Source organism: Streptomyces xylophagus (assembly GCF_000716435.1).
In the GTDB taxonomy this organism is placed as follows: Bacteria; Actinomycetota; Actinomycetes; order Streptomycetales; family Streptomycetaceae; genus Streptomyces; species Streptomyces xylophagus.
Map to the genome: position 1 here is coordinate 200,122 of NZ_JNWO01000014.1, position 25,772 is coordinate 225,893.

The following is a 25,772-nucleotide window of genomic DNA, read 5'->3' on the forward strand; positions in this document are numbered from 1 at the left end:
TCCGTCCACGTCGACAGGCAAGGGGTCGTGATCGTCGGAACACCTGCCATCACCACGGAAACATGACCGAATCGCAAGGTTGACACCAGCGCAACTCCAGCCCTTGACCGCTCCGAGAATGCGAACTTATTCTCATTCGCGATTCAAGTCGCAGCTCGGCTCCGGACCGGAAGTGGGCCCATGGCAACGTCAGATCGACTCGGCACCACCACAGAACCCTCAGAGACAGCGGTCGACGTCGTCACCGCACAGGACAAGGTCGTCCGCAAGGCCACCGTCGCGGGCGCCATCGGCTCGTTCGTCGAGTGGTACGACTACGGCATCTACGGCCTGCTCGTCACCTATCTCGCGCTCAACATCATGGGCGAGGCCGACGCGGGCGGACTCTTCCTCACCAACGTCGGTTTCCTGGTCAGCTTCCTCGCCCGCCCCTTCGGCAGCGTGATCTGCGGATACCTCGGGGACCGGCTCGGGCGCAAGAAGCTGCTGGCCATCCTTCTGGTGCTCATCTCCGGAGCGACGGCCGCCATCGGCCTCATCCCCTCGCACACGGCCATCGGGGTCGGCGCGCCCGTCCTCCTGGTCCTGCTCCGGGTGCTCCAGGGCTTCTCGGCGGGCGGCGAGGTGGCGGGTGCCATGTCGTTCGTCGGCGAGTACGCGCCGGACGCGCGCCGCAACTACATGATGAGCTTCATCGCGGTCGGCTCGTTCGTTGCCCTCATGTTCGGCAGCACCCTCTCCGCCGTCCTCATCACGACGCTCGGCGACGGCGCGATGACCTCCTGGGCCTGGCGGGTGCCGTTCCTGGTCGCCGTACCGCTCGGCTACGTCGGCTTCTACATCCGCAGCAAGCTGGAGGAGACCCCGCACTTCACGGCCCTGCGCGAGCAGCGGACCGTCGCCCGCAACCCGCTGCGGGAGGCACTGACCTCGAAGCGGCATCTGAAGGCGATCCTGCTCACGATCTTCCTGCCCGCGCTCAACGGACCGGGCTACTACCTGCTGTTCGTCTACATGCCGACCTATCTGAAGACCTCGCTCGGCGACCACAACTTCTCGATGGTGCGGGCGCTCATGGTCACCGCGTGCAGCCTGGTCGCCATCGTGATCAGCATTCCGCTGATGGCGCGGTTGTCGGACCGGATCGGCCGCAAGCCCGTGCTCGCCTTCTCCGCCGTCGCGGTGGGCGTGGTGGCGTACCCCATGTTCCTGCTCATCACCACCGGCAGGTTCGGGCTCGCCTGTATCGGCACCGTCGTGCTGGCCGTGGCGTTCTCCGGCCACGCGGCGGTCGTGCACACCGTGCTCGCCGAAATGTTCCCGACCAGCGTGCGCTACTCCGCGTACAGCATCGGGTTCAGCCTCTCGACGGTCGTCTTCGGCGGCAGCGCCCCGCTCGTGATGACCGATCTGATCGAGTCGACGGGGTCCAACCTGATCCCGGCGTTCGCCGCGATCATCACCGCCGCGATCACCCTGGTCACCGTGGCGTTCCTGCGGGAGACAAAGGGCCGGCCGCTCGCTTCCCACTGAACCGAACCGCACTTCGGGAGAGACACCATGGCATCCGGAATCAACTCGGTGGCCGTCGTCGCCGACCTCGGCGAGAGCTTCGGCAACTACACGATCGGCGACGACGCGGCCCTGCTCGGCCTCGTCACCGCCTCGAACATCGCCTGCGGCTTCCACGCCGGCGACCCGCGCATCATGGACCGCACCGTCGCCGACTGCGTCGAGCGCGGCATCGAACTGGGCGCCCACCCCGGCTACCCCGACCTCGTCGGCTTCGGCCGCCGGCTCATCGAGGCGTCGGAGGAGGAGATCCGCACCGACGTCCTCTACCAGCTCGGGGCGCTCGACGCCTTCGCCCGCGTGCACGGCGGCACGATCAGCCATGTCGCCCCGCACGGCCGCATGGGCTCGATCGCGCAGACCGACGCCAAGCACGCCCGCGCCATCACCGACGCGATCGCCGCGTACAACAAGGAGTACATCGTCATCTGTCAACGCGGCCTGCTCGCCGAGGAGTCGCGCAAGCGCGGCCTCGACGTGGGCTACGTCTTCCTCGCCGACCGCGGCTACGGCGACGACGGCATGCCCGTCCCGCGCTCGCACCAACAAGGCCTGATCTACGACCCCGAACTCATCGGCGAGCGCTGCGTCCAGGTCGTCCGGGAGGGCACCGTGCGCTCGGTGGACGGCAATGTCGTACCGCTCGGCCACGACGTCGACGTACTCCTCCTGCACGGCGACCATCCGACCGTGCTCGCCAACGGCACCGCGCTGCGGGTCGCGTTGGAGGCGGCGGCTGTCAACGTCACAGGGCTGAAAGACGTGTTGGCCGAGAAGGCGAAGGCGTTGGTCTGAACACCCCATGACCACCGAACAGTTCACCGCCGTCACCGTCGAGCCCTTCGGGGACTCGGCGGTGATGGTGACCGTCCCCCATCCCGAGCAGGCGATCCGCAGGACCGCGATCGTCGCCTTCCGCGAGCGGTTCCTGGCGCATCGCCCGCCCGGTGTGCTCGACGTCGTCTCCGGTCTGGAGTCGCTGCTCGTCGAGTTCGACCCGCTGCAGACCACGCTGCCGCACGTGGAGTACGCCGTACGACTGCTCGCCGAGCGCCCGCCGGTCCATGAGCCGCTCCGGGCGCGTACGGCGCTGCGGTTCGCGGTGCCCGTCGTGTTCGACGAGGAGACCGGGCCCGATCTGGCGTCCGTCGCCGAGGAGTTGGGCGTGGCCCCCACCGAAGTCGTCGAGGCGATCGCGGAGTCCACGTTCACGATCGCCCTGCTGGGCGCGGCGATGGCTCCGATGATGGACGGGCTCCGGGTGCCGAGGCCGGTGCGGCGGCGGGCCGAGCCGCGTACCGATGTGGCACCCGGCGCGATCATGATCGCCGGCACCAACGCGATCATCCAGCCGTTCCCCGGCCCGACCGGCTGGCGGGTGGTCGGACGCACGCCGTACACCATCGTGGACATCTCCCGCCCGGAGCCCGTCTCGTTCGGTACGGGTGACGTGGTGCGGTTCGTGCCCGTGACGCGGGACGAGGCGGCGGCGCTGGGCGCGGACTTCCTGCTGCCGGTGGCGGAGGTGCCCGTATGAGGACCGTGGGCCTCGACATCACCCGCACCGGGTGGGTCACGACGTTCCAGGATCTCGGCCGGCGCGACACCGAACGCCGTGGCGTACCCACCGGCGGCGCGGCCGACCAGCACTCGGCCGCCGTGGCGAACGTCCTCGTGGGCAACCCGCGCGACGCCACGCTGATCGAGAACCTGGGCGGCGAGCTGGCGTTCGTGCCCGACGCCGATGTCCTGGTCGCCGTGACCGGTGCGCCCGCCCGAGTCACCATCGGCGGTGCGCCCGCCGCGAGTTGGTCACCGCTGGTGGTGCCGGCGGGCCAGGAGATCCACGTGCGCGCCGACTTGGCTCTCGGCGCCCGCAACTACCTCGCCGTGAACGGGGTGTTCACGGCGGAGACCCTGCTGGGCAGCACCGCCCCGGACGCCCGGATGGGGTTCACACAGGCCCTCGGAGAACGGGTCCTGCTGGAGTCCGGCTTCCGGGGCTTCCGGCACAGTCACTTCGCTCCCCCGCTCTTCCGGCTCCCCGTCCCCGTCCTGCCCTGCGCGAAGGAGGGGCCGTGGCTCGTCGACGTCGTCGAGAGCTACGGCGCCCGCTCGATCCCGGGGGTCCGTGAGCTGATCGCGGACTCGTCGTACGTCGTCACCGCCCGCTCGAACCATGTCGGACTGCGGCTCGACGGACCGGTGCTGCACCCGGACACGGACACGGAGATCGTCTCGCACGGCGTGCCGGTCGGGGCGCTCCAGATCCCGCACGCGGACGAGCTGATCGTCCTCGGCCGCTACCGGAGCCTGACGGCGGGCTACCCGATCGTCGGGGTCGCCTCGCGGGCCTCGCTCCCGCTGCTCGGGCAGGCCGGCCCGGGGCGGGAACTGCGGTTCCGCTGGGTCGACCGGGAGACCTCGGTCCGACGGTCCGCACAGCGGGAGGACGAGGTGCGGGCGCTGGAGCGGGCGACGGCCGAGGCATTCGGCGCGCTCGGTTTTGCAGGACACTTGATCCATCCATAGATGAGAAACTATTCTCACTTGATATGAACGTCTCACCTGGAGGAGAACAGTGACGCGGACCGCGCTCATCACCGGCGCCGGCAGCGGGATCGGGCTCGAAGCAGCCCGCCTGCTCGCCCGGGACGGCGTCGCCGTAGTCCTCGTCGGGCGTCGGCAGGAAGCGCTCGACAAGGCCGAGGCGGAGATCCGCGCCGAGGGAGGGACGGCCCTCGCCCTCGCGGCGGACATCACCAGAGCGGACGACGTGAGTCGCGTCATCGACCGGACCCACGCGGAACTCGGTCCGATCGACGTCCTCGTCAACAACGCGGGCAGCTCCTCCTCGGTGCTCAACCCGCAGTGGCTGCCGCACGACGAATGGCGCCAGGTTCTGGACGTGAACCTCACGGCGGTCTTCCAGCTCACCCAGGCCGTACTGCCCGACATGCTCGGCCGAGGCGGCGGCACGATCGTCACGGTGTCCTCGCTCGCCGCCGTCAACCCCAACCTGCTCGGCGGGGCGGCCTACGGAGCGGCCAAGGCTGGCGTCCGCAACTTCATGACCTTCCTGCACCACACCTTCCGCAACGAGGGCCTGCGGGCCGTCACCGTGCTGCCCGGCGAGACGGACACGCCCATCCTCGACAACCGCGCCCGACCGCCGGCCCCGGAGGAACGCGCCCACATGCTGCAGCCACAGGACGTGGCCGAGGCCGTGCACCTCGCAATCACGCTCCCCCAGCGGGTCGTCCTCCAGGAGATCGTCGTCGCCCCGACCCGCCAGCGCGACACCTCCGCAGACCTCGAGATCAGCCGATGGGCGGGCGCCCCCGCCGGTGCCTCACCCCAGGACTGACGCCCCCTGCCTCACCAGGAGAACCGCATGCCTTCCACCGTCACCGCCGGCCCGCTGCCCTCGTTCGCGCCCGCCGCCGCCGTCGCCCGCATCGCCGCCGCCTCCCGCCGGACCCAACAGCCGCAGTCCGGGGGCGACTTGGTCTCCCTCGCCATGGGCGAACCCGACTTCGACACACCCGCGCAGGTGACCGAGGCCGCACACGCCTCGCTGCGCAGGGGTCGTACCCACTACTCGCCGCTGCTGGGCGAACCCGCGTTGCGCGAAGCGCTCGCCGACAAGCTCGCCGGCATCGCCGGAGCACCGGTCTCCGCCGCCGACGTCCTGATCACCCAGGGCGGCACCGCAGGCCTCGCCGCGTCGATCCTCTCCCTCGTCGACCCGGGCGACAGGGTGGTGATCCCGGATCCCACGTACTCCCTCTACGCCGACCTGGTGAGCATGGCCGGCGGAGTCGTCGTCCCCGTCCCGCTCGCACCCGACCTGCACTGGGACCTCGACCGGCTGGGCGACGCCCTCGCCGGGGCGAAGCTCTTCGTCTTCTGCAACCCGGGCAACCCGACCGGAATCGTGCACAGCCGGGCCGAGTTGGAGGCCCTCGCCGAACTCCTCGACGGCACGCCCACGTTGGTCATCTCCGACGAGGCCTACGCCGATCTCGACTTCACCGGCCGCCCGTTCACCTCGACGATCTCCCTCGACGGCCTGCGCGACCGTACGGTCTACTGCCAGACCTTCTCCAAGAGTTACGCGATGACCGGCTGGCGCGTCGGCTACCTCTGGGGTCCGCCGCCGCTGATCCAGGCCGCCGCGCGCATCCACAACACCTTCAACGGCTCGGTGAACACGGTCGTCCAGGACGCCGCGCTGGTCGCGGTGCGCACCTGCGACGCCGACATCGCGCGGATGCGGGCGGAGTACGAGCGGCGCGGCGAGCTCATGCGGGCCGAGCTGGCCAAGATCCCGGGCCTCACCCTGAGCACGCCCGAGGGGGCGTTCTACCAATTCCCGCGCTACGACCTCGACCTGCCCTCCGTGGACGTCGTTGCGGCACTGCGCACGCACGGCGTGGCGGTGCGGCCTGGGAGCGAGTTCGGTGCCCGGGGCGAGGGGCATCTGCGGCTGTCGTACGCTGCCGACGCGGAGTCCGTCACCGAGGGCGTCCGTCGTCTGGGCCACGGCCTGTCGGCCCTCCGGTGAACGCCGCCGCCACGCAGACGGGGAGTCGACCCATGCGCAGTGACACCCAGCGCAACCGCAGGCAACTCATCAAGGCCGCCGCGGAGTTGTTCGAGAACTCGCCGACTCCGGTGAGCCTGGCCGAGATCGCCAAGCGGGCCGAGGTGTCCACCGCGACGGCGTACCGGCACTTCTCCTCCGTCGAGGACGTCCTGCACGCCTTTCGCGCCCAAGTGGGTTCCGAGCTACGGGACTTCAGCGCGGAGCAGACCACCCGTGGCATGCAGCGCCTCGACGCGGTGTCCCGCTACTGGGTGTCGCTCGTCCTCGAACACGGCGGTGCGATGGCGCAGATGCGCTCGCACCGCGGCTATCTGGAGCGGCTGCGCGAGAACACCGGCTATCTCGCCCCGCAGGCCGAAGCGCTCACCGAACCCCTCCGCCAGACCACCGAGGACCTCGGTCTCGGCGACCTGGGCGACGAGGCACTGTTCCTGTGGAACGCCTTGTTCGACCCCCGCGACATCCTCGACCTCATCAAGAGCGGACGCACCGAGGACGAGGCCGCCTCCCGTCTGGTGGCCGCACTGCGCGGCGCCCTCATCGGCTGGTCGACGGCACCGGACCGGCGGGACGAGTGAGATCGTGGGCGGATGGAGCCGACGCCCCGCAGGAACCTGCGCGAAGAGCAGAAGAGCCTCACGCATCGCCGACTGCTCGACGCGGCCGTCACGGTGTTCACCGAGAAGCCGTTCCTCGACGCGCGGATGGAGGACATCGCCCGGGCCGCGGGGGTGACCCGGGTGACGGTCTACGCCCACTTCCCCGGAAAGGCCGAGATCGTCGACGCGCTGGTGGAGCGCGTGTACGGGGTGATGGGTGAGGCGTACGCCGACCTGGCCGCACTTCCCCGCTGGACCCCGGGTGCCATTCGCGCCTGGCTCGACGAGGCCGCGGACCGCTGGCGCGAGATGGCACCGGTGCGCCGCGTCGCCAACGCGGCGGCCCCGGCCGCACTCCGTAGCCTCGGCGAGGGCCGGGCGCAGTTCGTCGAGGCGCACGAGCGTTATGTCGCCCTGCTGATCGGCCACCCCGAACGTTGGCGGGGCGTCGACCCCGCGGAGGCCCGCCAACGCGCGCTGATGACCGTTCTGCAGACCGAGTCGTTCTTCTCCACCTGGATCGCCGTCGAGTGGCCCCTGGAGACCGCCGACCCCCTCCGCCTCCTTGCCGACTCCCTGTGCCATCTCCTCACCCCGGCGCTGGAGAACGACAACCGCCCCTGAAACAAAGGCTGTTGCTCAGCCGGCCTCGCCGACGGTCGCCACTGCGGTCTCCGGCTCGGTGTGCGGTGCCCGGGCCCGGATGCCGATCGTGGCGAGGGCGACGGCCGCGGCCACCAGCATGCCGATGCCTCCGACGAGGGCACAGGTGTGCAGCGCATCCGTGAAGCTCGCGCCGTAGGCGGCCAGTGCCTGGCCCGTCGCCTCACCGGTGTCGAGGTGGAGGAAGGCGCCCGCCTGGATGCCGACGCCGTTCACCGTGCCGATGACCTGGCCCTGGTCGGCGGGGCTCAGACCTGACGCGGCCACATGCCCGGGCAGTGTGTCCAGGGTGCGGTGGGTGAGGACGACGCCGAAGATGGCGGGGCCCAAGGCGCTGCCGATCTGGCGCAGCGCGCTGTTGGCGGCACCGGCGGTGCTGCCCAGCCGACGCGGGAGGCTGTTCATCGCGATCGTGGTGATCGGCGCCATGGCGAGCGCGATACCGAGGCCGAGCACCGCGATGACGAGGACCGCTTCTCCGGTGCCGGTGGTGGCGTCGAAAAGGTTCACCATGAGCGCCCCGACACCACCGATCACCAGACCGGTCGCCAGCACGAGGCCGGGCGAGAAGCGGTGCATCAGCTTGCCGACCAGCGGGCCGAGGACGACGGTGAAACCGTTGAGCGCGATCAGGCGGACCCCGATGTCCCAGGTCGAGGCGTGATGGACGAGCCCGAAGTACTCACTGAGCGAGAAGACCAGGCCGACCTGGGCGAACAGGGTGAGCGCCATGACGAGCGCGGCCCCGGAGAACGCCGAGGACGTGAACAGCCGCATGTCCAACATCGGGCAGCGCGAGCGCAGTTCGACGAGGACGAAGGCCGGCAGGGCGAGCGCGGCGACGACGAACGCGGTCACGACCTCCGCCGAGCCCCACCCCGGAGCGCCCCCGCCCTCGATGACGCCGTAGACGAGGGCCGTGATGGCGACGATCGCGAGGAGTTGGCCGGGGATGTCGAGGTGGCGTTCGCGGTCGGAGCGGGAGTCGACCAGGACGAGGGCGCCGACGAGGACCGTGACGGCGCCGATGGCCAGGGTGGGCAGGAAGATCCAGCGCCAGCTCGTGTGCTCCACGATCACGCCGTTGAAGAGCGGACCGAGGGTCAGGCCGAGGCCAAGGGCGGCCGTCCACAGGGCTATCGCGGCGCCCCGCTTGCGGTGGTCGGGGCAGACGTGGCTGATCAGGCCGAGGGTCGCGGGGAGGAGGGCGGCGGTGCCGACGCCGGTGAGCGCCTGGCCGACGCAGACCTGGACGACACCGTGGGCGGTGAGCGCGACGAGACAGCCGAGACAGGACAGCGCCAGCCCGATCAGGTACATCTTCTTGCGGCCGAAGAGGTCACCGATGACACCGCAGGTCAGGAGCAGGGCGGCGGTCGGCAGGATGAACGCGTCGGTGATCCACTGGAGCCCGGTGGTGGAGGCGCCGAGCGCCTGCTGGATCACCGGCAGCGCGACCGAGACTCCGACGACCGGCAGGTAGGAGACGAAGACCCCCACGCAGGCCAGGGCGATGGTGGCGGTGACGTTCCGGGACGGGGAGTCCGGCTGGGGAGACGGCGGCGAGACTTCGGAGACGAGGGTCGGCATGGCACCTCTAAACGTCGTCGTACGGGGGCGGGTTGACGGGGTGTGACCTTCGCGAGGCGTTCCGCGCGTGGCTACGGCGGTGGTGACGGTGCCGACTCCGTCGGTCGCGGCCCGCGACCCGGTACATGACGTGGCTGATCGGCTCGAATCTCCATTGACGTAAGCCATTTCTCTTCGGGAAATCGCTTCGGACCGTATACCGGGGACCCGGTCCTGGAGATGCCGTTGGGCCTGCAAACTAAGGTGAACAGCCGCGACGACACACCGCTCCGACGAGCGGGAACGCGCAGGTGGCGGGCCGTTCAGCCCGCGGCGACGTTCGCGGTGATCAGCCGGAGGAGCTGCTTGGCCAGGGCGTCCTGATCGGGGGTCAGGCCCATCGCGTCGCCGATCGCGAGGGGGACGGCGGCGGCCTGTTCGCGCATCCGCGCCCCGGTGTCGGTGAGCCGGATGGCGACCGAGCGCTCGTCGTCCCGCCGGCGTTCACGGCGCAGCAGGCCGTTCGCCTCCAGCCGCTTCAGCAGCGGGGAGAGCGTGCTGGACTCCAGTTGGAGCGCGGTGCCCAGGTCCCGTACGGAGATCGAGTCCTGCTCCCAGAGGACGAGCATGACGAGGTACTGCGGGTAGGTCAGGCCGAGTTCTTCCAGCAGCGGGCGGTAGCGGGCGGTCACCGCGCGGGATGCCGCGTAGAGCGCGAAGCACAGCTGGTCGTCGAGGAGCAGCGATCCCTCTGCCGGTTCCGCGGCGGCTGGGCTCATGGTGCGACTCCTCGCTCCGGCGCCTGAGGCGCTCTTCAGGGCAATCTCCACCTTATCGTTCAAGTCCGGTCGATTCTATCGAGCACGCTTTAGTTGTGCACGACTTAATCGCACGCTACTCTCATTCTCGTGCCGCACCACCGGTCCGGAATCCCGCCGGAACCCGCCCGCGGTACCCGATCCGAGGAGATCGTCATGACCGACAGCAGCGCACCCCGCCCCGTCCTCGAACCCGCGGCGCAGGCCTTCGCCGAGGCGACCGCGAACCCGCCGTACCTCTTCGATCTGGCGCCCGCCGAGGGCCGCAAGGCGGTCGACGAGGTGCAGTCCGGGGAGATCGCGAAGCCCGCCGTCGACGAGGAGTGGATCACCGTGCCCGGCGGCCCGACCGGGCAGGTCAGGGCCCGTATCGTCCGCCCTGCCGGGGTCACCGGCACGCTCCCCGTGATCATCTACATCCACGGCGCCGGCTGGGTCTTCGGCAACGCCCACACCCACGACCGGCTCGTGCGCGAACTCGCCGTGGGCGCGCACGCCGCCGTGGTCTTCCCGGAGTACGACCTCTCCCCCGAGGCCCGCTACCCGGTCGCCATCGAGCAGAACTACACGGTCGCCCAGTGGATCGTGGAACAGGGCGCCACCAAGGACCTCGACCCCACGCGCATCGCCGTCGTCGGCGACTCGGTGGGCGGCAACATGACGGCCGCGCTGACGCTGATGGCCAAGCAGCGGGGGGATGTTCCCCTGGTGCAGCAGGTGCTGTTCTACCCGGTCACCGACGCGAACTTCGACACCGCCTCCTACCACCAGTTCGCCACCGGCTACTTCCTGCGCCGTGACGGCATGCAGTGGTTCTGGGACCAGTACACGACCGACGAGGCCGACCGCGCGCAGATCACCGCGTCGCCGCTGCGCGCCACGACCGAGCAGCTCACCGGGCTGCCCCCGGCCCTCGTCATCACCGGCGAGGCCGACGTGCTCCGCGACGAGGGCGAGGCCTACGCGAACAAGCTGCGCGAAGCCGGAGTCCCCGTCACCGCCGTCCGCTTCCAAGGCATCATCCACGACTTCGTGATGCTCAACGCCCTGCGCGAGACGCACGCCGCCGAGGCCGCGATCACGATGGCCGTCACGGTCCTGCGCAAGGCCCTCGCCTCCGGCTGACGTACCGGCCGCCCTCCCGTGGTGACGCGCGCGCCACCCCTGCGATACGGCACACTCGGCCGCATGGACACCGACGCTTTCGTACGGACGCTGGACCGGGAGGGCGGCCTGCTGGCCTCGGCCGCCGAGGAGGCGGGCGTCGGCGCCGAGGTGCCGCCCTGTCCGGGGTGGCAGGTGCGGGATCTGCTGCGGCACACGGGGATGGTGCATCGGTGGGCGACCGCGTTCGTCGCCGAGGGGTACACCGAGCACCACCCCGACGGTGGCCTCCCGGACCTGGACGGCGCCGAGTTGGTGGCCTGGTTCCGGGCGGGGCACCGCTCCCTCGTGGACACCCTCTCCGCCGCCCCGCCCGACGTGGAGTGCTGGCAGTTCTTCGCGGCACCGTCACCGCTCGCCTTCTGGGCGCGGCGGCAGGCGCACGAGACGACCGTGCACCGGCTGGACGCCGAGGCGGCGCGCGGCGGGATCGCCGCCGAGATCGCCCCGGACTTCGCGGCCGACGGCATCGACGAGTTGCTGCGCGGCTTCCACGGTCGCCGCAAGAGCAGGGTCCGCAGTGAGGAGCCCCGGGTGCTGCGAGTGCGGGCGACGGACACGGACGGCGCGGTGTGGACCGTACGACTGTCCCAGGAACCGCCCGCCGCCGAGAGGGGCGGCACCGGGGATGCCGACTGCGAACTGTCCGGTCCTGCGGGGCAGTTGTACCGGGCGCTGTGGAACCGGGGGCCGTTCCCGAGGGTGACCGGTGACATGTCGATCGCCGGGCTGTGGCGGGAGAAGTCGGCCGTCACCTGGAGCTGACGAGTCGTCAGTCCGTCAGCATCTTCGTCAACACCGCGCGCTGCAACGGGAGTACCTCACCGTGCAGTGTGCGCCCCTTGTCCGTGAGGGTCACGCGGACGCCCCGCCGGTCCTCGGCGCACATGCCGCGCTCGACGAGACCGTCCTTCTCCAACCGGGCGATCAGCCGGGACAGGGCGCTCTGGCTGAGGTGGACGCGCTCGGAGATCTCCTGGACGCGGAACGCGCAGGACTCGCCGGACAGCACGTCCAGCACCTCGAAGTCGCTGCCGCACAGGCCGTGTTGATGCAGCGCCCGGTCGAGTTCGCACTGCGTGCGGGCGTGCAGCGCCAGCATCTCCCGCCACTGGTCCACGAGCGCCTGCTCGGCCTTCTTCGCCGCCATGACAGCGCACCGTAGCAGAGAAGCAGGATTGTTGCATCGGAATTAAATGCATTTGCATTCGATGCACGCGCATGTAGTGTCTTCGGCATGACCTCTCCGCTCTCCCCTCCGGCGGCCCCGTCGTCGGCGGTCCGCTGGACCCCCCGGCTGTGGGGCACCCTGCTGGTGCTCTGCGCCGCGATGTTCCTCGACGCGCTCGACGTGTCGATGGTCGGCGTCGCCCTGCCCTCCATCGGCTCCGAACTCGACCTCTCCACCTCGACGCTCCAATGGATCGTCAGCGGCTACATCCTGGGATACGGCGGGCTGCTCCTCCTCGGCGGCAGGACCGCCGACCTGCTCGGCCGACGTCAGGTCTTCCTGGTCGCCCTGGGTGTCTTCGCGGTGGCCTCGCTGCTCGGCGGCCTCGTCGACTCGGGCCCGCTGCTGATCGCCAGCCGCTTCATCAAGGGCCTGAGCGCGGCGTTCACGGCACCCGCCGGCCTCTCGATCATCACGACGACCTTCGCCGAGGGCCCCCTGCGCAACCGCGCCCTGTCCATCTACACCACCTGCGCGGCCACCGGCTTCTCCATGGGCCTGGTGCTCTCCGGCCTGCTCACGGAGGCCAGTTGGCGGCTCACCATGCTGCTCCCCGCGCCCATCGCACTGCTCGCCCTGCTCGCCGGCCTCAAGCTGCTGCCGCGCAGCGAACGCGAGAAGGACCACAACGGCTACGACGTCCCCGGCGCCGTCCTCGGCACCGCGTCGATGCTGCTGCTGGTCTTCACCGTCGTACAGGCTCCCGAGGCCGGGTGGGCGTCGGCGCGAACTCTCTTGTCCTTCCTGGCAGTTGCAGTCCTCCTCACCGTGTTCGTGTACGTCGAGCGGCGCTCCGCCGGGCCGTTGATCCGGCTCGGGGTGCTGCGCTCCGGCAACCAGATCCGCGCGCAGCTCGGCGCGATGGCCCTCTTCGGGTCGTACGTCGGCTTCCAGTTCCTGGTCACGCTGTACATGCAGCAACTGCTCGGCTGGTCGGCGTTGCACACGGCGCTCGCCTTCCTGCCGGCCGGTGCGCTGGTGGCGGCGTCCTCGACGAAGATGGGTGCGATCGTCGACCGGTTCGGTACCCAGCGACTGATCGTGGTGGGCTTCGCGCTGATGGTCGTGGGGTACGCCCTGTTCCTGCGGGTCAGCGTCGATCCCGTGTACGCGTCGGTGATCCTGCCGTCGATGCTGCTGATCGGAGCGGCCTTCGCGTTGGTCTTCCCCTCGCTCAACATCCAGGCCACCAACGGGGTCGACGACCACGAACAGGGCATGGTCTCCGGGCTGTTGAACACCTCGGTGCAGGTGGGTGGCGCGATCTTCCTGGCCGTCGTCACGGCCGTGGTCACCGCGCACGCGCCCGCACACGCCACCCCGCAGGCGGTGCTGGACAGTTACCGGCCCGGGCTGGTCGTGGTGACGTTCATCGCGCTGGCCGGGTTGTTGATCACGTTGCCGGGGCTGCGTACCCGGCATGCCCAAGAGTCCATCGTCGTAGCCAAGTCCACGGTGACGGAGGCGGAAGCGGAGCGGGTAGCGGTCAACGACTAGGCGCGTCGGATTTCGTCTGCGGGTCCGGTGGGGGTTGGTCGCGCCGTTCCCCGCGCCCCTATGGGGCGCGACTGACTGAGCCTGATTACAAGGCCTCACCCAGAGAAACTCGTCCCACCTGTGCGCCCGGCGGAGTCGATTGCCCGCCGGGCGCACACGTGTGAGACTTTCTGGATGGATATGACCGGGGGACGGCGCACGCAGGCCGAGCGGGACGCGATGACCGTGGAGATCGGGTACGCGCTGGTCAGCGCGGTGTTCGTGGCGGCGGTGCTGTTCGGGGTGGTCGCCGGTCCCGCCCTGATGTTCGAACTGCCGGGCGTCGTCGAGACGTTGCTGGTGCGCGGGGCGCTCGTGCTCGTGCCGGTCGTGTTCCTCGTCCGGGTGGTGACCGTGCTGTACCGGTACCGGCAGGCAGCGGGTCAGCCCAGCCAGCCTGGCCGCACCAACCCCGACTCGTAGGCCAGCACGACCAGTTGAGCCCTGTCCCTGGCGCCGAGTTTCACCATTGTGCGGCTGACATGGGTCTTGGCGGTCAGCGGGCTGACGACCAGGCGGCGGGCGATCTCGTCGTTGGAGAGGCCGATGCCGACCAGGGCCATCACCTCCCGTTCCCGCTCGGTGAGCCGGGTGAGGACATCGGCGGTCGCCGGTTCCTTGGAACGGGCCGCGAACTCGGCGATCAGACGGCGGGTCACACCCGGCGACAGCAGCGCGTCGCCCTCGACCACCGCCCTTACGGCACGCAGGAGTTCCTCCGGTTCGGTGTCCTTGACCAGGAAGCCGGAAGCGCCCGAGCGGATCGCCTCGAAGACGTACTCGTCGAGTTCGAAGGTGGTCAGCATGACCACTTTCACGTCCTTCAGGTCACTGTCCCCGGTGATCCGGCGGGTCGCGGCCAGCCCGTCGAGCAGCGGCATGCGGATGTCCATCAGGACGACGTCGGGGCGCAGTTCGCGCACTGTGCGCACGGCTTCCTCGCCGTCGGACGCCTCGCCCGCCACCTCGATGTCCGGCTGCGCGTCCAGCAACGCCTTGAAGCCGGCCCGGACCAGTGACTGGTCGTCGGCGAGCAGTACCCGGATCACCGGTCGTCCTCCTTCGGCGTGACCTTCAACGGCAGTACGGCGAGCACCCGGAAGCCGCCGTCCGGGCGCGGGCCCGCCTCGATCGTGCCACCGAGGCCGGCGGCCCGCTCCCGCATTCCGGCCAGCCCGTTGCCGCTGCCCCCGGCGTCCGCGCCGGTCGGGGGCCCGTCGTCGTCGACGCGCAGCCGTAGCGCACCGCGTTCGTGGCCGATGTGCACGCGCGCGTGCCGCGAGCCCGAGTGCCGTACGACATTGGTGAGCGCCTCCTGGACGATGCGGAAGGCGGCGAGGTCGGTGCCGGGCGGGAGGTGCGGCGGTGTTCCGTCGATCGCGACCGTGAGGCCGGCGCTCGCCGCCTGTTGCACCAGTTCGGGCAGGCGGTCGAGGCCGGGTGCCGGGGCGCGTGGTGCGTCGCCCGGGGTGCGCAGGGTGTCGAGGACCTGGCGGACCTCGCCGAGCGCCTCCTTGCTGGCGGCCTTGATGGTGGTGAGGGCCGTACGGGCCTGCTCGGGGTCGGAGTCGAGGAGCGCGAGGCCGACGCCCGCCTGGACGTTGATGACGGAAATGCTGTGCGCGAGGACGTCGTGCAGCTCGCGGGCCATGCACAGCCGTTCCTCGTCGGCGCGGCGGCGGGCCGCCTGGGCGCGCTCGGCACGGTCCCGGGCCCATTGTTCGCGGCGAGTGCGGGCCAGTTCCGCGATCGCTGCGATGGCCACCACCCAGGTGGCGACGGCCAGTTCACGGCCCCACGGCATTCCGTGGTCGTGCTGCGGGGGCAGCCAGCGGTAGAGCCAGTGCGCGATCAGGACATGCGCCGACCACAGCACACCCAGCGCGGTCCAGGCGGCCCACCGGCGGCCGGCGACGACCGCGCTGAAGCAGCCGAGCGCGACGGGCAGGAAGACCGGGCCGTACGGATATCCGGCGCCGAAGTACAGCACGGTGGCGAGCACGGTGCCGAAGGCCACCCCCACGGGGTACCGATGGCGCCACAGGAGCAGCACCGATCCGGCGACGAGCAGCACGCGCGCGTAGAGGTCGAGTGGGACCCGGTCGGGCTGGCTGTGCGAGGCGAAGTTGCTGCCGCCCAGCACGAACACGGTGACCAGCAGCGTGGACCGCCAGGGCCACCGCGTCGGGGCCGCCGCCCCGCCCCACGGCGGCCCGTGGCGCCACCACTGCGGCGGTCCCTCGCCGTGCACCCGCTGCTCGTCCATGCACGTCACGCTAGACGCCGGGCGGGGTCGGGGTCGTCAGCCGGACGGGGTGATCACACATACTCCCCGGGAAGTACAGCGCCCCTGCAAGGGGCGCGGGGAACTGCGCGATCAGCCCCCACCGGCTCGCAGCCAACGAACCACCTGTCCAGCGCAGCACTCAGACATCCGCAAGCCCCACTCCCAGCGCAAGCCGTCGCACCGCATACCGAAAGAACGCCTCCCGATCCTCCACCACCCGGCGAAACTGACCGAACAGCTCGAAACTGACCAGCCCGTACAGCTCGGCCCACGCAGCCACAAGGGCCACGGCCACCGCGGGCGGAAGGTCACCGGCGAAGTCCGCGACCATGCGCTCCGCCTCGGCGTGGAGGTCCGCCGGGAGCGGGGGCTCGGCCAGCATGCCGGCCCGCTGGGCGTCCCGCGCGATGCCAATGAGCAGGAGGGCAACGCGGGCGGCAGGCGGGACGGTGGTCTCAGGGGCGACATACCCGGGGACCGGCGAGCCGTAGATCAGCGCGTACTCGTGCGGATGCGCCAGCGCCCAACCCCGCACCGCCTCGCACACGGCCGTCCACCGGAGCAACACGCCCGCGTCCGCGACTTCGGCGTGCGCCGTTTCCGCGGCCTCCCCGACGGAGTCGTACGCGTCGATGATGAGAGCGGTCAGCAGATCGTCCCGGCTGGGGAAGTAGCGATACAGGGCGGAGGACACCATGCCCAGCTCACGAGCCACCGCGCGCAGCGAGAGCTTCGCGGCGCCCTCGGCGGCGAGCTGTCTGCGCGCCTCGTCCTTGATGGCGGCGGTGACCTCGATCCTGGCTCGGGCACGGGCGCCCTGTGTGGTGCTCATACGAGCCAGTGTGGCATGGATCCAGAGCAGCGCACACAAACAAGAGCGCCGAACAAAAAAGAGAGCACCGCTCTTGCATTGGACCGGCAAGCCGATGCAGACTGTTCCCGAGAGCGAGAGCAGTGCTTACAAATGGGAGCCGCGCTCTCCGAAACGAAACCCAGGAGTCGTCATGAGCACGCACGTTCAGAAGCCCGGCTGGTTCACCGTGAACGTCTTCAACCGCGCCGTCGCCTGGTTCACCCGCCGCGGTCTCAGCGTCTGGGGTTCACGGGTGCTGGCGGTCCGCGGCCGCAAGAGCGGCGAGTGGCGGACCACCCCGGTGAACCTGCTGACGGTGGACGGACAGCAGTACCTCGTCGCCCCGCGCGGTCACGTCCAGTGGACGCACAACATGCGGGCGGCGGGCGGCGGCGAGCTGCGGCTCGGCAAGAAGGTGGACACGTTCACCGCGACCGAGGTCACCGGCGACGACAAGGTGCCGCTGCTGCGCGCCTACCTCAAGCGCTGGAAGGCCGAGGTCGGCGTGTTCTTCGGAGGAGTCGGCCCGGACTCCTCCGACGACGAGCTGCGGCGGATCGCCCCCGACCACCCCGTCTTCCACGTGACGGTCAGGAGCTGACCTCGCCCTCCTCGGGCTCCACGGGCGATTCGGCCTCCGCGGTCCTGCGGTCGAACGCGGTCAGCGCGCGCTGCGCCATCGGGTGGCTGCGCACCAGCTCGCCCAGTGTCGTCGAGCCCCGGGTGATGTCCATGAAGGCCTTCCAGGCCGGCCGGAAGCCGGTGAGGGCCGCGTGGAACAGACCGGGGCGCCGCTCGAAGACCGCCAGCATGGTCTTGCCGACGCTCATCTCCACGCCGAGCCCCGCCTTGATCGCGAACGCGTAGTTCAGGGCCTGGCGGCGGGTGTCCACGGCGTCGTGCGCCTCGGCGATCCGTACCGCCCACTCCCCCGCGAGCCGCCCCGACCGCAGCGCGAACGAGATGCCCTCCCGGGTCCACGGCTCCAGGAGTCCCGCCGCGTCCCCGCACACCAGTACTCGACCGCGCGACAGGGGCGAGTCGTCCGCCCGGCACCGGGTCAAGTGCCCGGAGGAGATGCTCGGTTCGAATCCGGCGAGTCCGAGCCGGGCGATGAAGTCCTCCAAGTACCGCTTCGTGGCGGCGCCTTCACCGCGCGCGGAGATCACCCCGACCGTGAGCGTGTCGCCCTTGGGGAAGACCCAGCCGTAACTCCCGGGCATCGGGCCCCAGTCGATGAGCACCCGGCCCTTCCAGTCCTCGGCGACCGTCTCCGGCACCGGGATCTCCGCCTCCAGTCCCAAGTCGACCTGGTCGACCTTGACCCCGACGTGCGCCCCTATCCGGCTGGCGCTGCCGTCGGCGCCGACGACGGCCCGCGCGAGCACCGTCTCACCGCCCTGGAGGACCACGGCGACCGTACGCCGGTCCGGCACCGCGGAGCCGTGCTGCTCGACTCGTGTCACTGTGACGCCCGTACGCAGCTCGGCGCCCGCCTTCTGCGCGTGCTCGACGAGCTGCTGGTCGAACTCGGGCCGGTTGATCAGCCCGAAGAGCATCTGCCGGGACCGGCGGGTGCGCGTGAAACGCCCGTTGTTCGAGAACGTTATGGCGTGCACCCGGTCCTTCAACGGCAGCTCGAAGCCCGGTGGCAGGGAGTCGCGCGAGGGTCCGATGATGCCGCCGCCGCATGTCTTGTAGCGGGGCAGCTCGGCTTTCTCCAGCAACAGCACGCGCCGTCCCGCGACCGCCGCCGCATAGGCGGCCGAAGCCCCCGCGGGTCCCGCGCCCACCACGACGACGTCCCACACCCGCTGTTCGTCGTCCGCCGAAGAGTTCTCGCTGCTCACGATGGTCTACTGCTCCCGATCAAGCCGCTGCCGCACCTGTCCCCCGCATCCTACGGCGGACATCGCCACAGACCGCTGTGGGAGGATCGACGGCATCATTCGTACAACGTCGCACCCACAAGGAGCGTGCCCATGTCGTCGCATCCGGTCGCCGAGACCGTCGCCTCGCTGATGCCCACGGCGAGGACCGAGCTCACCGAGCTCGTGGCTTTCCAATCGGTGGCGGACTTCGACCAGTTCCCGAAGAGCGAGAGCGAGGGCGCCGCGAACTGGGTCGCCGACGCGCTGCGCACCGAGGGTTTCCAGGACGTGGCCGTGCTCGACACCCCGGACGGCACGCAGTCGGTGTACGGCTACCTGCCCGGCCCGGAGGGTGCCAAGACCGTGCTGCTGTACGCCCACTACGACGTGCAGCCGCCACTGGACGAGGCCGCCTGGACGACCCCGCCGTTCGAACTGACCGAGCGCGACGGCCGCTGGTACGGGCGCGGTGCCGCCGACTGCAAGGGCGGCCTGATCATGCACCTGCTCGCGCTGCGCGCCCTCAAGGCCAACGGCGGTGTCCCGGTGCACGTCAAGGTGATCGCCGAGGGCTCGGAGGAGCAGGGCACGGGCGGCCTGGAGCGGTACGCCGAGGAACACCCCGAGCTGCTCGCCGCCGACACCATCGTGATCGGCGACACAGGCAACTTCCGGGTCGGTCTGCCCACGGTCACCTCGACCCTGCGCGGCATGACCATGGTGCGCGTGCAGGTCGACACCCTCGAAGGCAACCTGCACTCGGGCCAGTTCGGCGGTGCCGCGCCCGACGCGCTGGCCGCACTGATCCGCGTACTCGACTCGCTGCGCGCGAAGGACGGCTCGACGACGGTCGACGGGCTCGCCGCCCAGTCGACCTGGGACGGGCTGACGTACGACGAGGAGCAGTTCCGCAAGGACGCCAAGGTGCTGGACGGCGTCGAGCTGATCGGTTCCGACGCGGTCGCCGACCGCATCTGGGCCCGCCCGGCCGTCACGGTCCTCGGCATCGACTGCCCGCCGGTCGTCGGCGCCACCCCGTCCGTGCAGGCCGGCGCCCGCGCGCTGGTCAGCCTCCGGGTCCCGCCGGGCGTCGACGCGGCCGAGGCCACCAAGCTGCTCCAGGCCCACCTGGAGGCCCACACCCCGTGGGGCGCCCGCGTCCGCACCGAGCAGATCGGCCAGGGCCAGCCCTTCAGCGCCGACACGACCAGCCCGGCGTACACGGCGATGGCCGACGCGATGGCCGTGGCCTACCCGGGCCAGGAGATGCAGTACGCCGGCCAGGGCGGCTCCATCCCGCTGTGCAACACCCTCGCGGCCCTCTACCCGCAGGCGGAGATCCTCCTCATCGGCCTCAGCGAACCGGAGGCCCAGATCCACGCGGTGAACGAGAGTGTCTCCCCTGAGGAGTTGGAGCGGCTGTCGGTGGCGGAGGCGCTGTTCCTGCAGAACTACGCGGGCAACTGAGCGCGGACTGATGGGTGTTGGAGGGATCGACGGCATGCGGTTCGTCTTCACCGGCCGGGTGATCGAGTGGCGCGGGCCTTCGCCGTACTACTTCGTCCCCGTGCCGGACGAGGAGTCGGCGGACATCCGTGAGGTCGCCGCCATAGCCTCGTACGGCTGGGGTGTGATCCCCGTCGAGGCCCGCATCGGCGAGGTCGAGTTCACCACGTCGCTCTTCCCCAAGGACGGCGGTTATCTGCTGCCGCTCAAGAGCGCCGTGAGAGGGGCGCAGGGTCTCGGGGCGGACGACGAGGTGACCGTGGAGATGACCGTCCACCTCCAACTCGGCGCTTCCTGAACGAGGATGAGGGCATGTCCCGCACCTCGCGCGTCGCCGCCCACGCCGACATCGCCACGTCTCTCGCGCTTCTCTCCGACCACGAACTCGCCGAACTGGTCGAGGCCGGCACGCCCTTGGGGACCGGCATCGGCGGTCGCTCGACGCTGATCGAGGTCGACGGCAGAAACGTGTTCGTGAAGCGGATGCCGCTGACCGACTTGGAGCGGCGGCCGGAGAACGTGCGGTCCACGGCCAACGTGTTCGGGGCGCCCGCCTACTGCCACTACGGCATCGGTGCGATCCCCAGCCCCGGTTTCGGCGTCTGGCGCGAGCTGGCCACGCACGAGATGACGACCAACTGGGTGCTCTCCGACCGCTTTTCGGGCTTCCCGCTGCTGCACCACTGGCGTGTGCTGCCCGACCCGGAGCAGTCACTTCCCGAGGAACTCGCCGACGTGGAGCGGAACGTGGCCTACTGGGGCGGCGGACGTGAGCACATCGAGGCCCTGCGCACGGCCTCCGCGAGCCTGACGCTGTTCATGGAACACCAACCGCACACCGTCCACGACTGGCTCTCCGCCCAACTGCGCACCGACGACGCCGACACCGCCTGCGCCCTCGTGGAACAGGGCCTCGAAGCCGTCACCGGCTTCCTCCGCGCGCAGCAACTCCTGCACTTCGACGTCCACTTCGGGAACATCCTCACCGACGGACAGCAGCTCTACCTCGCCGACTACGGTCTCGCGCTCTCCCCGCGTTTCCGACTCGCCCCGGACGAACGCGACTTCTACGACCGTCACCTTCACTACGACCGCGCCTACGCCTTCTCCTACCTGGTGCACTGGCTCGTCGTGGACCTGTACGGCTACGGCCCGGACGAGCGCCAGGAGTTCCTCCGCGCGTGCGCCGAGGGCAAGCGGCCCGAGGGCATCCCGCATGCCGCCGCGGGGCTCATCTCCCGGTACGCCCAACTCGGCGCGGTCGTCGGTGACTTCAACCGTCGCCTGAAGGACGAGAGCAGGCTGACCCCGTACCCGTCCGCCGAGGAGCTCGGCCTCGACTACAGCAGCTCCACGCTCTCCGCGTAGTGGCAGGCGACCGGGTTGCCGCCGCCCCGGTCGACGAGCGCCGGTATCTCCTCGACGCAGGAGGTGCGTTCGCTGTCGGTGAGCTGGTTCGCGAACTTGGGGCAGCGGGTGCGGAAGCGGCAGCCGCTGGGCGGGCGGACGGGGCTCGGGACGTCGCCCTGGATGGTGATCCGTTTCCGGGCGCGTTCCTTGCGCGGGTCGGGCAGTGGGATGGCCGACACCAGGGCCTGGGTGTACGGGTGCGCGGGGCGGGCGAAGAGCTGGCGGGCGGGGGCGATCTCGACCAGGCGGCCCAGGTACATGACGGCGACCCGGCCGGCCACGTGCCGCATCACCGACAGGTCGTGCGCCACGAACAGGAAGGACAGGCTCAGTTCGCTCTGCAGGTCCATCAGCAGGTTGAGGACGCCCGCCTGGATCGAGACGTCGAGCGCCGACACCGGCTCGTCGAGGATGATCACCTTCGGGTGCAGGGCCAACGCCCGTGCGATGCCGATGCGTTGGCGCTGCCCGCCGGAGAACTCGTGGGCGAAACGGTTGCCGTGCTCGGGGTTGAGCCCGACCAGGCGCAGGAGTTCGCTCACCTCGCCCTTGGCGCCCGTCCCGTACTGCCCGTGGATGCGCAGGGGTTCGGCGACGATCTCGTGGACGGTCATCCGTGGGTCGAGGGAGGCGTACGGGTCCTGGAAGACGATCTGCAACTCGCGCCGCAGGGGCCGCATCTGACGTCTGCTCAGTTCGGTGAGTTCATGGCCCTGGTAGCGGACCTGGCCCGAGGTGGCCCGTTCCAGGCCGAGGACGGTGCGGGAGATCGTCGTCTTGCCGGAGCCCGACTCCCCTACCAGGCCCAGGGTTTCGTTCCCGTACAGGTCGAAGGAGACCCCGCACACCGCGTGCACATCACCGACGCGGCGGCGGATGACGCCCTTGGACATGACCGGGAAGTGCTTGACCAGGTCGCGGACTTGGAGGACCGGTTCGCCGGTGCCGCCGTGGCCGGGCAGCGGCGGCAGGGGGGTGGTGGCCTGCGCGGGCGCGGTCATACGGCGTCCTCCTCGGGGTTCGTGGCGGGGGCCGCGTCGGCGAAGCGGGCCAGGGCCTCGGTGTCCGCGCCGACCGCGTCGAAGACCTGACCGGCGCCCGTGTCTACGAGTTCGTCGGCGAAGTGGCAGGCGCTGAGGTGGAGGTCGCTGCCGACCCTGCGCAGCGCGGGTTCGTCCGTGTCGCACACGTCCCGGCTCATCGGGCACCGGGGTGAGAAGGGGCAGCCGGGCGGCAGGTTGAGCAGGCTCGGCGGTGAGCCGGAGATGGGGGTGAGACGTTCCTCCTCGCGGTCCAGACGGGGCAGGGAGCCGAGCAGACCGAGGGTGTAGGGCATGCGCGGGGTGTAGAAGATGTCCTCGACCGAGCCGGTCTCCACTATCCGGCCCGCGTACATGACCGCGACCCGGTCGGTGTGGCCGGCCACCACACCCAGGTCGTGGGTGATGAGGACGAGCGCGGCGCCGGTCTCGGCGCGGGCGGTCTCCAGGGCCTCGAGGATCTGGGCCTGCACGGTGACGTCGAGGGCGGTGGTCGGCTCGTCGGCGATGATCACGTCCGGGTCGTTGGCCATGGCGATCGCGATGACGACGCGCTGACGCATACCGCCGGACATCTCGTGCGGGTAGCTGTCGACGCGCCGCTCGGGGCTGGGGATGCCGACGGTGCCGAGCAGCTCGATCGACCGTTTGCGGGCGTCCTTGTGTTTCATCTCGGGGTTGTGGCGGAGCAGGGTCTCGCTGATCTGGTACCCCACGTTGTAGACGGGGTTGAGCGAGGTCATCGGGTCCTGGAAGATCATCGCGACGCCGCTGCCGCGCAGGTCGGACAGGCGCGCGTCGGACAGGCCGAGCAGCTCCGTGCCCTCGAAGCGGACCGAGCCGCGCACCCGGGCACCGGTCGGCAGCAGCCCCATCACGGCGAGGGCGGTGACCGACTTCCCGGACCCGGACTCGCCGACGATGCCGAGGGATTCGCCCCGGTCGAGCCGGTAGCCGACACCGCGCACGGCGCGTACGGTGCCGTCCTCCGTGCCGAACTCCACGCTGAGGTCCTCGACTTCGAGGACGGCGGACGTCACGGGGACCTCGTGCACTCCATGACTCGTGGTCGTCACTGTCGCACCCTTTGCTGCCGGGGGTCGAAGGCGTCGCGCAGTCCGTCGCCGATGAAGTTGATGGTCAGCGCGATGGCGATGATGAACGCGCCGGGGATGTAGAAGAGCCAGGGCCGGGTGTCGACCGCCGTCTGTGCCTGGGAGACCAGCAACCCCAGGGAGGTGTCGGGCGGTTGGACGCCGAAGCCGAGGAAGGAGAGCGCGGTCTCGGTGAGGATGCCGGTGGCCACCAGGATCGTCGCGTTGACGATGATCGGGCCGAGGGCGTTGGGCAGCAGATGCCGGAAGATGATCCGCGCGTCCGAGGCACCGAGCGCCCGCGCCGCCTCGATGAACTCCTTCTCGCGCAGCGACAGCACCGAGGAGCGCACGACCCGGGCCACGTACGCCCAGGTCAGTCCGGCGATCACGATCGCGATCCAGTACCAGGAGCCGCCGGTGCGGGAGGAGATGACCAGCGCGATGGCGAACAGCGGCAGCGTCAGCACCAGGTCGGCGATGCGCATCATGACCGCGTCGACGATGCCCCGGTAGAACCCGGCGACGGCTCCCCAGATCGCGCCGAGGAAGGTGGAGCCGAGCGCGATCATGATGGCGATCTTCAACGACGTCTGGGTGCCGCGCATGACCTGGGCGTAGCCGTCGTAGCCCGAGGAGTCGGTGCCGAACGGATGCTTCAGGGAAGGGGGTTTGGAGTTGTCCTCGGTGTACTTCTGGTACGAGTAGTGCCAGAAGTGCGGGCCGATGAACGCCCACAGCAGGATCAGCACGAACACGAACAGGCTGATCATCGCGGCCCGGTGGCGCACGAAGCGGCGCAGCACCAGCTGGGTCTGGGTGCGCTGCCGTACGGTGAACTCGCGGTCGCCGGGCGGCAGTTGAGTGCCCGCGGACCCCGGTGCCTCGATGTCAGTCATAGCGGATCCTCGGGTCGAGTACGGCGTAGAGCAGATCGGCGATGAGGTTGAACCCGATGACGACGACGGCGGAGAGCAACAGCCAGGCCATGGTGCGGTAGACGTCGAGCGTGGTCGCCGCCTGGACCAGCATCTCGCCCATGCCGTGCCACTGGAAGATCGTCTCCGTGATCACCGCGCCGCCCAGGATGATCGCGATGTCGAGCGCGGTGACGGTGGCGAGCGGGATGAGGGCGGTGCGCAGCGCGTGCCGTGTCATCACCCTGCCGCGCCTGAGGCCCTTGGCGCGGGCGAGGCGTACGTAGTCGCTGTTGAGGACCTCCAGCATGGAGGCGCGGGTGTAGCGGGTCCAGGACGCGAAGGAGACCAGGGCGAGGGTGATGGTGGGCAGGATCAGATGGCCCACGTGATCGGTGAACTCGTTCCAGGTGGTGTCGACTTCGAGGTACGGCGACTTCTCACCGATGGTGCCGAGGAACTGGCTGCCGGTCTTCTGGTTGAACCAGATGCCGGCCTGCTTGAGCAGCACCGCGAACCAGAACACCGGCATGGCGAGGAACAGGAAGCCGAAGAAGGTGATGGTGTAGTCGGCGGCGGAGTACTGCCGGATGGCGCTGAACACGCCGAACACCACGGCCATGATCAGCGCGAGGATCATCGCCGCGGCGACCAGGGTGAAGGTCACCTTGAACCGGGTGAACAGGTCGTGCCCGATGTTCAGGTTGGCCTGCACGGACGGGCCGAAGTCGCCGTGCAGGACGCCGGTGATCCAGTTCCAATAGCGTTCCATCACTGGCTGGTTGGCGTGGATGTGCCGGGCGAAGGCGGCCACCGCCGCTTTGCTGGGCGCGGGTTGTCGTGAGGTGGCGAAGTTGGCCACCGGGTCGCCCGAGTTGATGACGACCAGGAACACGACGAACGTCGAGATGATGAGGACGGGTATCGAGACGAGGATGCGACGCACCGTGTAGGCGAGCATGCGGTCTTCTCTCGGAGGCCGACGGGTTGGGGATGCCGTCCGTGGGCCGGGCCCGGCCCCGGTGTTGCCGGG

27 protein-coding genes are annotated in these 25,772 nt (G+C 70.1%); 16 read left to right on the plus strand and 11 right to left on the minus strand.

Translation table 11 applies throughout. From position 1 onward, the window contains the following. Window positions 1–180 precede the first annotated feature (180 nt). The 8 genes from OO70_RS29460 to OO70_RS29495 are packed head-to-tail and all read left to right on the plus strand — an operon-like array spanning window position 181 to window position 7,404. Entirely contained in the window at window positions 181–1,533 is a 1,353-nt protein-coding gene (locus tag OO70_RS29460; protein WP_043677658.1) for an MFS transporter, read from the plus strand. 27 nt (window positions 1,534–1,560) lie between these two features. Further along, window positions 1,561–2,367, plus strand: a complete 807-nt coding sequence (locus tag OO70_RS29465) for a 5-oxoprolinase subunit PxpA (protein WP_043677659.1) — start codon at window positions 1,561–1,563, stop codon at window positions 2,365–2,367. Between the two features lie 7 nt (window positions 2,368–2,374). Next, complete coding sequence (locus tag OO70_RS29470) at window positions 2,375–3,109, plus strand: 5-oxoprolinase subunit B family protein (protein WP_043677662.1); 735 nt, start codon at window positions 2,375–2,377, stop codon at window positions 3,107–3,109. Next, window positions 3,106–4,104: a 5-oxoprolinase subunit C family protein gene (locus OO70_RS29475; RefSeq protein ID WP_043677665.1), complete on the plus strand. Its 999-nt coding sequence runs from the start codon at window positions 3,106–3,108 to the stop codon at window positions 4,102–4,104. The genes OO70_RS29470 and OO70_RS29475 overlap by 4 nt, the downstream gene beginning before the upstream one ends. 49 nt (window positions 4,105–4,153) lie before the next feature. Next, window positions 4,154–4,939, plus strand: coding sequence for an SDR family oxidoreductase (locus OO70_RS29480; protein ID WP_078651599.1), 786 nt, complete (start codon window positions 4,154–4,156; stop codon window positions 4,937–4,939). A gap of 27 nt (window positions 4,940–4,966) precedes the next feature. Beyond that, the gene (locus tag OO70_RS29485) at window positions 4,967–6,139 is read left to right on the plus strand and encodes a pyridoxal phosphate-dependent aminotransferase (RefSeq protein ID WP_043677667.1); all 1,173 of its coding nucleotides are present in this window, start codon (window positions 4,967–4,969) and stop codon (window positions 6,137–6,139) included. Window positions 6,140–6,171: 32 nt separating this feature from the next. Further along, the gene (locus tag OO70_RS29490; protein ID WP_043677670.1) at window positions 6,172–6,759 is read left to right on the plus strand and encodes a TetR/AcrR family transcriptional regulator; all 588 of its coding nucleotides are present in this window, start codon (window positions 6,172–6,174) and stop codon (window positions 6,757–6,759) included. 12 nt (window positions 6,760–6,771) lie between these two features. Further along, window positions 6,772–7,404 (plus strand): TetR/AcrR family transcriptional regulator, encoded by a 633-nt coding sequence (locus OO70_RS29495; protein WP_043677672.1) that lies wholly within the window; start codon window positions 6,772–6,774, stop codon window positions 7,402–7,404. Between the two features lie 15 nt (window positions 7,405–7,419). Here the strand turns inward: OO70_RS29495 and OO70_RS29500 are convergent, their stop codons facing one another. Continuing rightward, complete coding sequence (locus tag OO70_RS29500; protein WP_043677674.1) at window positions 7,420–9,033, minus strand: MFS transporter; 1,614 nt, start codon at window positions 9,031–9,033, stop codon at window positions 7,420–7,422. 302 nt (window positions 9,034–9,335) lie between these two features. Continuing rightward, on the minus strand, window positions 9,336–9,791 hold the full coding sequence (locus OO70_RS29505) for a MarR family winged helix-turn-helix transcriptional regulator (protein ID WP_199827429.1): 456 nt from the start codon (window positions 9,789–9,791) through the stop codon (window positions 9,336–9,338). Window positions 9,792–9,986: 195 nt separating this feature from the next. Between OO70_RS29505 and OO70_RS29510 the strand changes: the two genes are divergently transcribed. Further along, on the plus strand, window positions 9,987–10,955 hold the full coding sequence (locus OO70_RS29510; RefSeq protein WP_043677675.1) for an alpha/beta hydrolase: 969 nt from the start codon (window positions 9,987–9,989) through the stop codon (window positions 10,953–10,955). Between the two features lie 63 nt (window positions 10,956–11,018). After that, on the plus strand, window positions 11,019–11,759 hold the full coding sequence (locus OO70_RS29515) for a maleylpyruvate isomerase family mycothiol-dependent enzyme (protein WP_043677797.1): 741 nt from the start codon (window positions 11,019–11,021) through the stop codon (window positions 11,757–11,759). Window positions 11,760–11,766: 7 nt separating this feature from the next. Here the strand turns inward: OO70_RS29515 and OO70_RS29520 are convergent, their stop codons facing one another. After that, window positions 11,767–12,144 (minus strand): MarR family winged helix-turn-helix transcriptional regulator, encoded by a 378-nt coding sequence (locus OO70_RS29520; protein WP_043677676.1) that lies wholly within the window; start codon window positions 12,142–12,144, stop codon window positions 11,767–11,769. Between the two features lie 87 nt (window positions 12,145–12,231). On the opposite strand from OO70_RS29520, the gene OO70_RS29525 reads away from it, so the two are divergent. Further along, entirely contained in the window at window positions 12,232–13,722 is a 1,491-nt protein-coding gene (locus tag OO70_RS29525; protein ID WP_043677677.1) for an MFS transporter, read from the plus strand. A 174-nt stretch (window positions 13,723–13,896) separates the two neighbouring features. Beyond that, a complete protein-coding gene (locus tag OO70_RS29530; protein WP_043677679.1) occupies window positions 13,897–14,184 on the plus strand; it encodes a DUF6332 family protein in 288 nt (95 codons plus the stop codon). On the opposite strand, the gene OO70_RS29535 is transcribed toward OO70_RS29530, so the two are convergent. The 3 genes from OO70_RS29535 to OO70_RS29545 all read right to left on the minus strand — a co-directional run bounded on the left by OO70_RS29535 (window position 14,145) and on the right by OO70_RS29545 (window position 16,880). Continuing rightward, window positions 14,145–14,810, minus strand: coding sequence for a response regulator transcription factor (locus OO70_RS29535; RefSeq protein WP_043677681.1), 666 nt, complete (start codon window positions 14,808–14,810; stop codon window positions 14,145–14,147). The two genes, OO70_RS29530 and OO70_RS29535, sit on opposite strands and share 40 nt — an antisense overlap. Next, window positions 14,807–16,027, minus strand: coding sequence for a sensor histidine kinase (locus tag OO70_RS29540; protein WP_043677684.1), 1,221 nt, complete (start codon window positions 16,025–16,027; stop codon window positions 14,807–14,809). Before OO70_RS29540 ends, OO70_RS29535 begins: the two co-directional genes overlap by 4 nt. 160 nt (window positions 16,028–16,187) lie before the next feature. Beyond that, window positions 16,188–16,880 carry a TetR/AcrR family transcriptional regulator gene (locus OO70_RS29545; protein WP_043677685.1) on the minus strand — a complete coding sequence of 231 codons (693 nt, stop codon included), beginning with the start codon at window positions 16,878–16,880 and terminating at the stop codon, window positions 16,188–16,190. A 172-nt stretch (window positions 16,881–17,052) separates the two neighbouring features. On the opposite strand from OO70_RS29545, the gene OO70_RS29550 reads away from it, so the two are divergent. After that, on the plus strand, window positions 17,053–17,502 hold the full coding sequence (locus OO70_RS29550; protein WP_043677690.1) for a nitroreductase family deazaflavin-dependent oxidoreductase: 450 nt from the start codon (window positions 17,053–17,055) through the stop codon (window positions 17,500–17,502). Here OO70_RS29550 and OO70_RS29555 read toward each other — a convergent pair. Further along, window positions 17,492–18,751, minus strand: a complete 1,260-nt coding sequence (locus tag OO70_RS29555; protein ID WP_043677692.1) for a geranylgeranyl reductase family protein — start codon at window positions 18,749–18,751, stop codon at window positions 17,492–17,494. The two genes, OO70_RS29550 and OO70_RS29555, sit on opposite strands and share 11 nt — an antisense overlap. 132 nt (window positions 18,752–18,883) lie before the next feature. On the opposite strand from OO70_RS29555, the gene OO70_RS29560 reads away from it, so the two are divergent. The 3 genes from OO70_RS29560 to OO70_RS29570 are packed head-to-tail and all read left to right on the plus strand — an operon-like array spanning window position 18,884 to window position 21,646. Beyond that, a complete protein-coding gene (locus OO70_RS29560) occupies window positions 18,884–20,239 on the plus strand; it encodes a dipeptidase (RefSeq protein ID WP_043677695.1) in 1,356 nt (451 codons plus the stop codon). A gap of 34 nt (window positions 20,240–20,273) precedes the next feature. Further along, the gene (locus OO70_RS29565) at window positions 20,274–20,576 is read left to right on the plus strand and encodes a DUF1905 domain-containing protein (RefSeq protein WP_043677799.1); all 303 of its coding nucleotides are present in this window, start codon (window positions 20,274–20,276) and stop codon (window positions 20,574–20,576) included. 14 nt (window positions 20,577–20,590) lie between these two features. Continuing rightward, on the plus strand, window positions 20,591–21,646 hold the full coding sequence (locus OO70_RS29570; RefSeq protein ID WP_043677699.1) for a protein kinase family protein: 1,056 nt from the start codon (window positions 20,591–20,593) through the stop codon (window positions 21,644–21,646). On the opposite strand, the gene OO70_RS29575 is transcribed toward OO70_RS29570, so the two are convergent. Genes OO70_RS29575 through OO70_RS29590 form a run of 4 tightly spaced genes read right to left on the minus strand, consistent with a single transcriptional unit; the run spans window position 21,619 to window position 25,700 of the window. Continuing rightward, window positions 21,619–22,689: an ABC transporter ATP-binding protein gene (locus OO70_RS29575; RefSeq protein WP_043677702.1), complete on the minus strand. Its 1,071-nt coding sequence runs from the start codon at window positions 22,687–22,689 to the stop codon at window positions 21,619–21,621. The two genes, OO70_RS29570 and OO70_RS29575, sit on opposite strands and share 28 nt — an antisense overlap. After that, a complete protein-coding gene (locus OO70_RS29580) occupies window positions 22,686–23,783 on the minus strand; it encodes an ABC transporter ATP-binding protein (protein WP_043677703.1) in 1,098 nt (365 codons plus the stop codon). The genes OO70_RS29575 and OO70_RS29580 overlap by 4 nt, the downstream gene beginning before the upstream one ends. Before the next feature lie 17 nt (window positions 23,784–23,800). Next, window positions 23,801–24,721, minus strand: coding sequence for an ABC transporter permease (locus OO70_RS29585; RefSeq protein WP_043677705.1), 921 nt, complete (start codon window positions 24,719–24,721; stop codon window positions 23,801–23,803). After that, window positions 24,714–25,700: an ABC transporter permease gene (locus tag OO70_RS29590; protein ID WP_043677708.1), complete on the minus strand. Its 987-nt coding sequence runs from the start codon at window positions 25,698–25,700 to the stop codon at window positions 24,714–24,716. Before OO70_RS29590 ends, OO70_RS29585 begins: the two co-directional genes overlap by 8 nt. Window positions 25,701–25,772: the final 72 nt, after the last annotated feature.